The organism is Streptomyces sp. NPDC050732 (assembly GCF_040654255.1).
Classification (GTDB): domain Bacteria; phylum Actinomycetota; class Actinomycetes; order Streptomycetales; family Streptomycetaceae; genus Streptomyces.
In genome coordinates this window covers 130,037-141,053 of the sequence record NZ_JBFAHP010000008.1, presented here as the reverse complement: position 1 = coordinate 141,053, position 11,017 = coordinate 130,037, and the positions used below count along the sequence as shown (strand labels likewise).

11 protein-coding genes are annotated in these 11,017 nt (G+C 70.1%); 8 read left to right on the top strand and 3 right to left on the bottom strand.

Annotated features, from left to right (window positions below):
• Positions 1-79: 79 nt before the first annotated feature.
• The 5 genes from AB0H82_RS09770 to AB0H82_RS09750 all read left to right on the top strand — a co-directional run bounded on the left by AB0H82_RS09770 (position 80) and on the right by AB0H82_RS09750 (position 4,825).
• A complete protein-coding gene (locus tag AB0H82_RS09770) occupies positions 80-187 on the top strand; it encodes a keywimysin-related RiPP (RefSeq protein WP_362990652.1) in 108 nt (35 codons plus the stop codon).
• A 145-nt stretch (positions 188-332) separates the two neighbouring features.
• Positions 333-2,222, top strand: coding sequence for a lasso peptide isopeptide bond-forming cyclase (locus AB0H82_RS09765; protein WP_362990650.1), 1,890 nt, complete (start codon positions 333-335; stop codon positions 2,220-2,222).
• Positions 2,219-2,491: a lasso peptide biosynthesis PqqD family chaperone gene (locus AB0H82_RS09760; protein ID WP_362990648.1), complete on the top strand. Its 273-nt coding sequence runs from the start codon at positions 2,219-2,221 to the stop codon at positions 2,489-2,491. Before AB0H82_RS09765 ends, AB0H82_RS09760 begins: the two co-directional genes overlap by 4 nt.
• A 41-nt stretch (positions 2,492-2,532) precedes the next feature.
• Positions 2,533-2,949, top strand: coding sequence for a lasso peptide biosynthesis B2 protein (locus AB0H82_RS09755; RefSeq protein WP_362990646.1), 417 nt, complete (start codon positions 2,533-2,535; stop codon positions 2,947-2,949).
• 4 nt (positions 2,950-2,953) lie between these two features.
• The gene (locus AB0H82_RS09750; RefSeq protein ID WP_362990644.1) at positions 2,954-4,825 is read left to right on the top strand and encodes an ABC transporter ATP-binding protein; all 1,872 of its coding nucleotides are present in this window, start codon (positions 2,954-2,956) and stop codon (positions 4,823-4,825) included.
• Between the two features lie 64 nt (positions 4,826-4,889).
• Here the strand turns inward: AB0H82_RS09750 and AB0H82_RS09745 are convergent, their stop codons facing one another.
• Both AB0H82_RS09745 and AB0H82_RS09740 read right to left on the bottom strand, forming a co-directional pair.
• On the bottom strand, positions 4,890-6,137 hold the full coding sequence (locus AB0H82_RS09745; protein ID WP_362990642.1) for a glycosyltransferase: 1,248 nt from the start codon (positions 6,135-6,137) through the stop codon (positions 4,890-4,892).
• Positions 6,138-6,198: 61 nt separating this feature from the next.
• Positions 6,199-7,293 carry a hypothetical protein gene (locus AB0H82_RS09740; RefSeq protein WP_362990640.1) on the bottom strand — a complete coding sequence of 365 codons (1,095 nt, stop codon included), beginning with the start codon at positions 7,291-7,293 and terminating at the stop codon, positions 6,199-6,201.
• A gap of 280 nt (positions 7,294-7,573) precedes the next feature.
• On the opposite strand from AB0H82_RS09740, the gene AB0H82_RS09735 reads away from it, so the two are divergent.
• The gene (locus AB0H82_RS09735) at positions 7,574-8,110 is read left to right on the top strand and encodes a hypothetical protein (protein WP_362990638.1); all 537 of its coding nucleotides are present in this window, start codon (positions 7,574-7,576) and stop codon (positions 8,108-8,110) included.
• A 36-nt stretch (positions 8,111-8,146) separates the two neighbouring features.
• Here AB0H82_RS09735 and AB0H82_RS09730 read toward each other — a convergent pair whose 3' ends face one another.
• Positions 8,147-8,959: a DJ-1/PfpI family protein gene (locus AB0H82_RS09730; RefSeq protein WP_362990636.1), complete on the bottom strand. Its 813-nt coding sequence runs from the start codon at positions 8,957-8,959 to the stop codon at positions 8,147-8,149.
• Between the two features lie 229 nt (positions 8,960-9,188).
• Here AB0H82_RS09730 and AB0H82_RS09725 point away from each other — a divergent pair, with 229 nt between their 5' ends.
• Complete coding sequence (locus tag AB0H82_RS09725) at positions 9,189-10,010, top strand: alpha/beta hydrolase (protein ID WP_362990634.1); 822 nt, start codon at positions 9,189-9,191, stop codon at positions 10,008-10,010.
• Positions 10,011-10,112: 102 nt separating this feature from the next.
• Positions 10,113-10,982 (top strand): alpha/beta hydrolase, encoded by an 870-nt coding sequence (locus AB0H82_RS09720; protein ID WP_362990632.1) that lies wholly within the window; start codon positions 10,113-10,115, stop codon positions 10,980-10,982.
• The last annotated feature ends 35 nt before the right edge of the window (positions 10,983-11,017 follow it).

Here is an 11,017-nt window from a genome sequence, read left to right as displayed (position 1 = left end):
TCCCGAGATGGACATGTAATTGAATTCGCCGCACATATTTTTCTCTGTGCGTATCGCCCTCAAAAAAGGGAGAATGATTATGACGTACGAGCGCCCCACCCTCACCAAGGTCGGCAATTTCCGCAAGGTGACCGGGCTCAAGGACCGCGGGCCCAAGGACATTCTCGGCGGCAAGCAGCTCCTCTGACCGGGCACGGCCCCGGCCGCTGACGGTCATGGGTCGCAATTCGTGTGCGCCGGCCTGTACAGGCCGGTGTCGGGTGGCGGCGTCCAGCCGCCACCCGATCCTCTGCTCCGGGCACCACCCCACCGCCGACCGAAGGCCGTTGCCCATGGATTCCCCTCTCTCCCTCCAGGCCGCACCCGCCTGGTTCATCGCGCTGCCCGACACCGCCGCGGCCGCGCCCCTCGCCACCAGGGCGTATCCCTACGCCTCCCGGAGCCTCTTCCATGCCTCCGGACGCCCCTGGCTGCTGGGTCGCTGGGCCGAGCACACGGTTGTCGCGGGGCGGTGCGGCAGCACACGCGTCGCTGTGATCGGGGAGCACACTGCCACCGAGCAGGATCTGGAACGGGACGCCGCGGCGATCGGCTCGGCCTCGCCGACGGCCCTGGACCACGCCGCACGCCGACCAGGCAGCTTTCATCTGGTGGTCAGTGGCGACGGCCGAGTACGGGTGCGGGGCGGCGTCGTAAATCTGCGGCGTGTCTTCCACACCGAAACCGCAACGTTCGGCCACGGCCCCGTCAGCGTGGCTTCCGACCGGGCCGACGTACTCGCCGAACTGATCGACGCCGACCTCGACGAACGCCGGATCGCCCTCGAACTGCTCACCTCAGGAGCGCCGTACCCGCTGTCGGAGCCCCCGTTGTGGCGGAGCGTGCAGGCCGTACCCGCAGGCCACTGTCTGACCCTTGAGGCCGACGGCCGGGCCACCACCAGGCAGTGGTGGTCACCGCCCGACCCCGACGTCCCCCTCGCCGAGGGGGCCCGACGCCTGCGAGAGGCGCTCACCGAAGCGGTCGGGGTACGCACCCGCGGGCGTGAACTGGTGACGGCGGATCTGGGCGGCCTGGACTCCACCGCCCTGTGCTGTACGGCAGCCCACAGCGGCGCCAAGGTCGTCGCCTACACCGCCGCGCTGCACGACGAGTCCGGCGACGACGTGTACTGGGCCCGGCGCACCGTCCAGGAACTCGAAGCCATCGAGCACCACGTCGTGCCGGCTCAGGACACGGCCATGACCTTCGACGGGATCGACACCCTCCACGACGTCCTGGACACGCCCAGCATCATCACCGTCGACCGCAACCGCCGGATGGGCATCGTGGAAATGGCCGCGGCCCGTGGCTCCGGCCTGCACATGACCGGACTGGGCGGCGACGAACTCCTCGCCGGCACGCCCGCCCGGCTGCATTCCCTGTTACCGACCCATCCCTCGACCGCACTGCGCAACATCCGCGGATACGCCGCCAAGTACCGCTGGACCCGGCGGGAAACGCTGCGCCAGCTTCTGGACCGACGCTCCTACCGGAGCTGGCTCGGACGCGTGGCCCGCGACCTGACCAGGCCGCCCACCGGCACGGACACACCGCTGCTCGACTGGTCCGTACCGCCTCGGATGGCTCCCTGGGCCACGCCCGACGCCATCGCGGCCGCCCGCGAACTCATGCGCGTCGACCTGTCCGGCGTCGGGCCCCGGGGCAGGGGGCACGGTGAGCACCGGGAACTGGTCGCGATGGACGGCATCTCCCAGTGGGCCCGGCACGTCGGCCAGATGGCCGCGCCCCTGGGCGTCGCCGTCTCCGCCCCCTACTACGACACTCGCGTCATCGAGACCTGTCTCGCCGTGCGGCCACAGGAACGGATCACCCCCTGGCGGTACAAACCCCTGATCGTCGAAGCCATGCGCGGCGTCGTGCCGGAAGCCAGCCGGACACGCGACACCAAGGCGAACGCCACGTTCGAGGAGGAGGCAGGCCTGCGCAAGCATCGCCGGCGGCTGCTGGCACTGTGCGACGACTCGCGGCTGGCCCGGCTCGGCCTGATCGACGAAGGCGTCCTGCGTGCATGGTGCCGCCGCTCTCTCGCCGCGGAGACGGAGAGCTACCTGCTGCACCCGACGATCGCCTGCGAAGTCTGGCTGCGCTCCCGCGAAATGACACCACCGCCCCATGGGAACGCCGTCCCCGCCCAGCCCATCGCCGACCGAGAGAGGTGATCCCGGTGCTTGCCTTGAGGCCCGGCGTCCTGATGACCGAGACCGAATACGGCATGGCGCTGCTCGATCAGAAGAGCGCCGAATACTGGACCCTCAACCCGACGGCGGCCCTCGTCCTGCGAACCCTCCTGGACGGTCGTGCCCGCGGCACGGAGCGGGCCGTCGAGGCACTCACCACGCAGTACGACGACGTCGACGCCGACGAAGCAGCCAAGGACGTCGACAGCATCGTCGGCGAGCTGCGCTCCGCAGGGCTCCTCACCACATAGCGCCCGCATGTGCCGGACACGGGCCGACGGAAGAGGCACGCATGACGACCCCGGAAGCTCTCCCCTACGATCCGCGTTCCGTACCGTGGGCACGCCGCTGGGCCGCCCGGACGGCCGTGGGCTGTGCCCATGTACTGGCCACCTTGCCACCGGGACGCATCCGCACCATCCTGGCCGGGCTGCGTCGCGGCGCCCGGCCCGCCACCCTCCCCGAGGCGGAAAAGGCCCGGGAGACGGTACTGGCCGTAAGCCTGGCCGCCGGCGGACAGAAGGGATGCCTTTCGAGGTCCCTGGCCACTGTGCTGCTCTGCCGGTGGTACGGCCAGTGGCCCACCTGGTGCGTGGGCGTGCGCAGCCGACCGCCATTCGCCGCCCACGCCTGGGTGGAAGCCGAGGGTGTCCTCGTCGGCGAAGACGCCTCGCCCACATACTTCCAGCGCTTCTTCACCGTGGAGTGAGCCGATGACCACGGCCCCCGGCCCCGGCGTCGAGGACCCGCGGCCCTTCACCGGCCCCGCCGACGGCTCCGATGCGGTTGACGAGAACACGGGCCCCGGCCACACCTGGGCGGCACAGCGAGCGCTCATGGTCCATCTGCGCCCACAGCGTTGGCGCATGGCCGCAGGCGTCCTGCTGGGGCTTGTCGGCAGTGTCATGGGCCTGGCCCAGCCCTTGGCGGCCAAGCGTGTGGTGGACGGCATGAGTCAGGGGCAGCCGGCCGCCGGCCCCGTCCTCGTGCTCAGCCTGCTGGTGGTCGCCGGCGCGGTGCTGGCGGGGCTGGGCCACTATGTGCTGCAGTGGTCGGCCGAATCCATGATCTGTGCCGCCCGCTGCCGGCTGACCGAGCGGCTGCTGCGCCTGCGGGTGCCCGTGGTGGAGCGCACGGAACCGGGCGACCTGATCGCCCGCGTCACCTCAGATACGACGCTGCTGCGCCAGACCGCGCCCCAGGCGGTGTCCGCCGCCGTCACCGGCACACTGGTCACCGCCGCGACCGTCGTCATCATGGGGTTCCTCGACGCCGTACTGCTCTGCGTCACTCTCGGCGTGATCGCGTTCGTCGGCGTCATCGTCGCGGTCGTGGCTCCGCGCATCGGCCGCGCCACCCGGCAGATGCAGGATGCGGTGGGCCACATCGGGGGCGCCCTGGAGCGCGTCCTGGGCGCCTTCCGCACGGTGAAAGCCTCGGGCGCCGAGCACTGGGAGGCCCAAGCGCTGCACCGTGCGGCCGAACACGCCCGCCGCAGAGGCATGCGGGCCGCGGTGTGGGAGGCGGTGTCGGCCACAGCGTCGGCGGTGGTCGTTCAGGTGTGCTTCCTCGTCGTGCTCGGGGTGGGAGGCGCACGGGTCGCTTCCGGCACCATCAGCGTCTCCACCCTGGTCGCCTTCCTGTTGTATCTCTTCGCCCTCGCTCCTCGCATCGGTCAACTCGTCGAAGGGGTCAGCCAGTTCCAGGTCGGATCCGCCGCCGCTGTCCGCATCGAACAGATCGAGTCGCTTGAGGCCGAACAGCTGAAACCTGAGCACGCGGCCGTGCACGCACGGGGAGTGACGGCGAGGGTCGACTCACCCGACACGGCCGACGAAGAGTGTCGGCCACCGCTCGACGTGACTTTCCGTCAAGTCCGCTTCTCTTACCGCCCCGGACTGCCCAGGGTGCACCACGAGGTCTCCTTCACCGTGCCCAACGGCGGGCTGACGGCGCTCGTGGGCCCGTCCGGTGCGGGCAAGACCACCGTCTTCTCCCTGATCGAGCGCTTCTACGAACCCGACGCCGGGTGCATTCTCCTAAATGGCGAGGACATCCGGCAGTGGCCCCTGAGCCGGCTCCGCGCATCCATCGGCTACGTCGAACAGGACACCCCCGTCCTCGCCGGCACACTGCGGGACAACCTGACGCTCGGCGCCACCGACCCTTCCGGCGAAGAACTCGCCCAGGTGCTGCGTATGGCGCGGCTGGACACCTTGACGGACCGCCTCCCCCTCGGGCTGGATACCGATGTCGGCCACCGCGGCAGCCGCCTCTCCGGGGGCGAGCGGCAGCGGGTGGCGATCGCCCGGGCTCTGCTGCGCCGCCCGAGACTGCTCCTGATGGACGAAGTCACCTCCCAACTCGACGCGGCCAACGAGGCGGCATTGCGCAACACGATCATCGATGCCGCCCGCAGCACCACCGTCCTGGTCATCGCCCACCGGCTCTCCACCGTCATCACGGCCGACCGGATCATCGTCATGGAGGCGGGACGCGTACGAGCGATCGGCACGCACAGCGAACTCATGGAACGTGACGCTCTCTACGCCGAACTGGCGCACACGCAACTCCTCAATCGCTAGTACGGCGAGGGTGCGTGCCTGGTGGGTGGGCAGCAGGCACCGAGCCTCGGCGAGGCTGAATGGTTCACACCGGAATGAGCCGGTCAACCACATCCAGGACCTGCTGCGCACCGTCTTCCTCGGCAATGCCTGTGGCGAGAGGACGGGCGCGGTCGCGCAGGGCGGGGTCGCGGACGGCGGTGGTGATCGCGTCGGACAGACGCTGTGCGGTGAGGCGCTGGTAGCGCAGCGGGCGCGGGGAGACGCCGAGGCCATGGAGACGGGCGGCCCAGAAGTGCTGGTCCAGCTGTACCGGGACGGGCACTGCGGGCACACCTGCGCGAAGGCCTGCCGCGGTGGTGCCGGCACCGGCGTGGTGGACGACGGCTGCGGTTCGGGGGAACAGCCAGGCGTGCGGTACTTCCTTCACCGTGATCAGGTCGTCGTTCTCGGCGTGCAGACCGCTCCAGCCGGCTTGGAGGACACCACGCACCTTCGCCCGGCGCATCGCCTCTCCGACAAGGGTGCTCAGCCTCTCGGCGTCCTCGGTGACGAAGCTGCCGAAGCCGGCGAGGACCGGTGGCGGGCCCGAGGAGAGGAAGTCGAGGAGTCGCGGCTCGGGTTGCCAGCCGGGCGGGGTTTCGGGCCACCAGTACCCGCAGACCTGGTGGCCTTCCGGCCAGTCCCCCGGGCGTGGGACGACCCGTGCGCTGAAGCCGTGCAGGACGCTGCGTCCGCGGGGCAGGCCCAGTGGTCCGGCGAACCTGCGCGGCGGCAGGCCCAGTTCGCGCCGCAGCTCGCTGACGGCCGGAGCGAACATCCGGTCGGTGGCCGCCCACAAGGCGTGGGCGCTCAGGCGGTTCCCGTACGAGCCGAACGAGCGCGCTCCGACGACCGGCGCCGCGAAAGCCGAAGTGGGCTGGATCGGCTGCAAATACACACCGAGGCTCGGCAGCCGCAGCGCCTCTCCCAGGACCGCGCACATCGGGTCGGTGACCGTGGAGCTCAGCAGTACGTCGGCGCCCTGCCGTACGGCGTCGCGCACGCCCGCCGCAAGCGTCGGCATGAACGCCTTCGCCATCCGCATCAGCCGTGCGAGAGCCACGGGCGCGCTGACCGCCCTGGCCAGCCCCTGCCCACCCGCGGAGGCCAGCTCCGCCCGCGGATCCACGGGCAGCGCCCGGAACCCGAGCCCATGAGCGGTCACCGACGCCCGAAACCGCTCGTGCGTCGCGAGCACCACCTCATGCCCGCCGGCACGCAACCGCACACCCAAGCCGGTGTAGGGAGCTACATCGCCCCAGCTTCCCGCTGTCACGATCAGTACGCGCATGGCGACACTATGACAGCAAGTGAACTCCTTCGGCGCGCCCCGGTGAAGGCCCGACCCCGTCTCAGATAAGCCCGCGTCGCGGGCCCTCTGCCTTGATCATGTCCCAGCTGTCCGTGACCATGGAGACCTTGCCCTTGGCGGGGATGTACGCCTCGCCCTGGTGGAGGTAGTCCACGAGGAACAGCATCTCGGGCTTCTTGCTGCCGGCGAGGAAGGCGATCTGTGGGGACGGGGTGATGCGCGCTGACGGGTCGGTGGTGTGCATGTACTCCTGGACGTCCGCGTTGAAGAAGGTCAGCGTGCCGCCTTTCTCCGTCCGCAGCGCGTAGACCTTCTTGTGGTCGGTCTTGCCCGCCTTGAACTCGGACTTGCCGCCGGGGCTGAGCATCTTGTTCTGTTCCAGCGGGAACTGGGTCATCCACTTCGAGGTCTCGCTCGCGCCGACCTTCCCGCCCAGCGTCTCGTCGCCCGAGTAGAGCGCGACGAGTGCGTCGTCCATCTGGTCCGGGGCGAGGATGCCCTGCTTCTCCGCTGTGTCGGTGACCGGGACCGCGAAGCCGTCGGAGTCCTTGGAGAGGGGTGGCGTCTTGGGGTCCTCCTTCGTGGTCCAGCCGCTCCACACGGCCTTCCAGTCGCCGTCGCCCTCCTCCTTGTCGGGCTTGCCGAACTTGTCGAACTTGTCGAAGATGACGGTGGCGCGGCTGGTCCTGGCCGATGTGCCGTTGTGGTCCTTGGTGTCGGCACGCAGCGCGAACCAGGAGACGCCGCTCTTCGCGGCCGGGATGACGTACTCGCGGTTCACGTAGTCGAAGGGCTTTCGGCCCTCGGCCCTGTCCTTCGCGGGCTGCAACTCGTCCTGCTTGTAGCCGTTCGCGCTCGTCTCGAAGAGTCCGCCGGCCTCGACGGCGGACAGGATGCCGCTGTCGCGCTTCGCGTTGGCCCGGTTGTTGACCTTCACGTAGTGGTCGACGATCTTCTTCGCCTCGGTCGGGGTGACCACGCCCTTGGCGGCGCGGTCGGCGGTCCCCTTCCCGCCGTCGTCCCCGGTGTCGGACGAGCAGGCACTGGCGGTGAGGGCGAGCACGGCCGTGCCCACGGCCAGGAGGAGGGTGGCGCGGTTCGTGCTGTGCGTGAGCATGTAGGTCCCGGTTGTCATAGCGGAAGCTGGCGTTCCTAACGGGGCGCCACGTTAGCTTCGCTCCGGCCTGCCCGCTGGGCCGGGTCCCCGCCGAGGCGGTCGCGGTCGTGGGCATGGGCGTCGGCAAGATCGCCGACGTTCGCGACGGGCGTGCATGCTCGAACAGTTCATCCCCGGAGGGTCAGGCGGTCGAGTGGGGCGTCCCGAAAGCATGACGCTGCCGCGAGGGCATTCCCCCGGGTCGGGGCCAGGCAACAGACTCACCTTCACGAACCCGTCTGCATGCCGGAGACATCCTGTGCCATCGCCCTGCGACCCCCAGCACGCACCCGTCGGCGAAGTGGGCGTGGCGCTCATGATGATCGACTCTCGCCTCAAGGGCATCCACGACGGCAAGACCGAGACCGACGCCCAACAGCAGTTGCTGATCCGTCAGTTCGCCCAGTCACTGGGTCCCGACGGGGCCAACGACGTGCTGGACGGCACGTGCACGCTCATCTACATGTTCATGAGCTGGCTGCGGAAGGTGCACGAGCAGCACGAGAAGGACGTCATCGAGTACGTGGTGCCCAATCTCGTGGCCACGATGCGCATGATGCCCAAGAGCTGCCCCACGGAGGTCATCCCCATCATGGCCGGCCTGGTCACCGCCGCGGGCCTCGGCCTGAGCCCCAACCTGTGGCGCGGACAGTACGGGGACTGGACCGACGAGGAGATGACTCCCCTGGAGGCCACCGCCTTCCTCCTCGCGGAGCACATCAACCGCATCGCCGACGACCCGGACTTCGCCACCCGCATGATCACCGAGGCTCTCGCCAGCGCGGAGGAGGACTGACACCCTCAGCGCTCACGGTCGCGACCGCCCGGCTCCTCAGACGGCCGCGTCGGCGAGCAGCTTGAGGGCGAGTGCTTCCGTTTCGGCGTCGGCCTTCTCGGGGCTGCCGGTGTCGTACGGCGGATCGGGGTCGTACTCGACCGCGAGTTGCATGGCCTGCGCCACCTTGACGTCGGAGAGGCGGGCGGCGAGGTGGAGTCCCATGTCGATGCCGGCGGAGACTCCCGCGGCCGTGATGATCTTCCCCGCCTCGACGAAGCGGCCGGGCGTGAACGTCGCACCGACCTCCGCCAAGTAGGGCCGGGACGCCCAGAACGTCGTCGCGGGCAGGCCGCGCAGCAGTCCGGCCGCTCCCAGGATCAGCGAGCCCGTGCACACGGACGTCGTCCAGACCGACCGGCGATGGATGCGACGGATCCACTCGTGGACCGCGGTGTCGGCCATCATGGCCGTGGTCCCCCGCTGACCGCCTCCCGGGATCACCAGGACGTCCGCGTGGCGTACGTCCCGCATGGCGCGCTCCGCCACCAGGCTCAGCTCTCCCGTGTCCGTACGGACCGGGCCCGTCTCGTGGCCGACCATCGTGACCCGCACGCCCGGAACGCGGCACAGCACTTCGTACGGTCCGACGGCGTCCAGCGCCGTGAACCCGTCGTAGAGCAGTACCGCCACGTGCAGCCGCCCGGCCCCGGGCGCCGCCTGAGCCGCCTCCGCCGCCTCCGCCGCCTGAGCCGAGCCGGTCGTAGCGACGGCGAGGGCGGCCCCCGCCCCCACCCCCACCGCTCCCGACACCGCGCCCCGCAGCACCCCGCGCCGACTCGGCTCCCGCCGGACACCATCCCTGACCATGACCACCAACGCCCTTCACTGTCACCGCAGTTGTCGTTCCAGTTGTCGACTCAGTAGTCGCACTCAGTGGCGTCGGAGTTCCCGTTGGAGTCGGATTACCTCCGGAGTAATCGACGACATGGCCGCTGCCGGGCGAGAGTTGGCGCAACGCGGCGACACGCGACACCCCGCGACTCGCCCTCCGCCACTCCGCCACTCCGCCACTCCGCCACTCAGGAAGGAACCACTCATGCCGTACTTCGAGGGCTCCGACGGGACCAGCCTCTTCTACACCGACTGGGGGCAGGGCAAGCCGGTGGTGTTCGTGGCGGGGGCCTGGCTCAGCAGCAGTTCGTGGGAGTTCCAGATGCTTCCGCTCTCCGAACAGGGCCTGCGCTGCGTCGCGTTCGACCGGCGGGGACACGGCCGCTCGGACTGGGTCGGCCACGGCTTCGACTACGACACCCTCGCCGATGACCTCGCGGCTCTCCTCGACCGTCTCGACCTCCGCGAGGTCACTCTGGTGGCGCACTCGATGGGCGGCGGAGAGGTGATCCGCTACCTCTCCCGGCACGGCTACGACCGGGTGAGCGGGGTGGCGTTGATCGGCAGCACCGCGCCGCTGATGCTGGCTGCGCCGGACAACCCGGACGGGATCGGGCAGGAGATCTTCGACGCCATGGAGGCCGAGCGGACCAAGGACCGCCCGAGGTGGATGGCGCAGAACACACAGGCGTTCTTCGCCACGCACCTGGGCAACGCCGTCTCCGCCGAACTCATGGAGTGGACGGTCCAGCGGTGCCTCGACTGTTCGGCCAAGGCCGCCGTCGAGGTGGTGAGGACGGCTTGCGGTACGGACGTGCGCGAGGAAGCCGGTGCGATACGCGTGCCGACGTTGATCCTGCACGGCGACGCCGACGTCTCCGCTCCCGTCGCCCTGTGCGGGCGGCGCCTGGCGAAGCTGGTGCCGGACAACGTCTACAAGGAGTACCCCTTCGCCGGGCACGGCATCTTCATCACCCACGCCGACGCGGTCAACCAGGATCTGCTCGCGTTCATCGGCGCCGCCTGAGACTTTCCGTCACGCCGTCACCGATGAGTTCTCGCGATGCGAACGGTCTTCCTTCACGACATCGCAACCAGCGACGAGACCGCAAGCATCGAGGAGACCTTCATGGCCGGCACAGAGACCCGCACGCTCACCGCGGACGGCGCCACACTGACGTACGACACCCGCGGTGGCGTGACCGACGGCGACGTCCTGTTCCTGGTGGGCTCCCCCATGGACGCCTCCGGGTTCGCCACCCTCGCGTCGCACTTCACGGACCGGACCGTCGTCACCTACGACCCCCGCGGAGTGAGCCGCAGCCCCCGCACCGACGGCGCTGCGGAGACATCGGTCGAGGAGCACGCCGCCGACCTGGGGCAGGTGATCGAAGCGCTCGGCGCGGGACCGGTCGACGTGTTCGCGAGCAGCGGCGGTGCCGTCAACGCCCTCGCACTGGTGGAGCGGCACGGGGAGCTCGTGCGCACCCTCGTCGCCCACGAGCCGCCGACCGCGCAGGTCGTCCCCGACCGGGAGGTGATGCTCGCGGTGTGCGCGGACATCCACGCCACCTATCTGCGCGACGGCTTGGGCCCTGCGATGGCGAAGTTCATCGCGGTGACCAGCCGGAAGGGGCCGTTCCCGGCGACCTGGGCGGACGAGCCGACGCCCTCGCCCGCCGACTTCGGGCTGCCCACCGAGGACGACGGCTCGCGCGACGACCCGCTCCTGGGGCAGAACATGCGGCACTGCACCGGCTACCGGCCCGACTTCGCCGCGCTGCGCGCCGCGCGGACCCGCGTCGTCATCGCGGCCGGGCAGGAGTCCGAGGGCGAGTTCGCCGCGCGCGCGGCGACCGCCGTCGCCGAGCGGCTCGGCACCGAACTAGTCGTGTTCCCCAGTCATCACGGCGGTTTCCTGGGTGGCGAGTTCGGTCAGCACGGCGCCCCCGAGCCCTTCGCGAAGACGCTGCGCCACACGCTCGACACCCACCGCTGAGCCCGGGCGCATCCGCGAGACATCCCCGTTTCCGG

Coding starts and splice junctions, on each gene's coding strand:
- AB0H82_RS09730 (WP_362990636.1), bottom strand. CDS start 8,959: ATGGTCAGGGATGGTGTCCGGCGGGAGCCGAGTCGGCGCGGGGTGCTG.
- AB0H82_RS09725 (WP_362990634.1), top strand. CDS start 9,189: ATGCCGTACTTCGAGGGCTCCGACGGGACCAGCCTCTTCTACACCGAC.
- AB0H82_RS09750 (WP_362990644.1), top strand. CDS start 2,954: ATGACCACGGCCCCCGGCCCCGGCGTCGAGGACCCGCGGCCCTTCACC.
- AB0H82_RS09755 (WP_362990646.1), top strand. CDS start 2,533: ATGACGACCCCGGAAGCTCTCCCCTACGATCCGCGTTCCGTACCGTGG.
- AB0H82_RS09740 (WP_362990640.1), bottom strand. CDS start 7,293: ATGACAACCGGGACCTACATGCTCACGCACAGCACGAACCGCGCCACC.
- AB0H82_RS09770 (WP_362990652.1), top strand. CDS start 80: ATGACGTACGAGCGCCCCACCCTCACCAAGGTCGGCAATTTCCGCAAG.
- AB0H82_RS09720 (WP_362990632.1), top strand. CDS start 10,113: ATGGCCGGCACAGAGACCCGCACGCTCACCGCGGACGGCGCCACACTG.
- AB0H82_RS09745 (WP_362990642.1), bottom strand. CDS start 6,137: ATGCGCGTACTGATCGTGACAGCGGGAAGCTGGGGCGATGTAGCTCCC.
- AB0H82_RS09765 (WP_362990650.1), top strand. CDS start 333: ATGGATTCCCCTCTCTCCCTCCAGGCCGCACCCGCCTGGTTCATCGCG.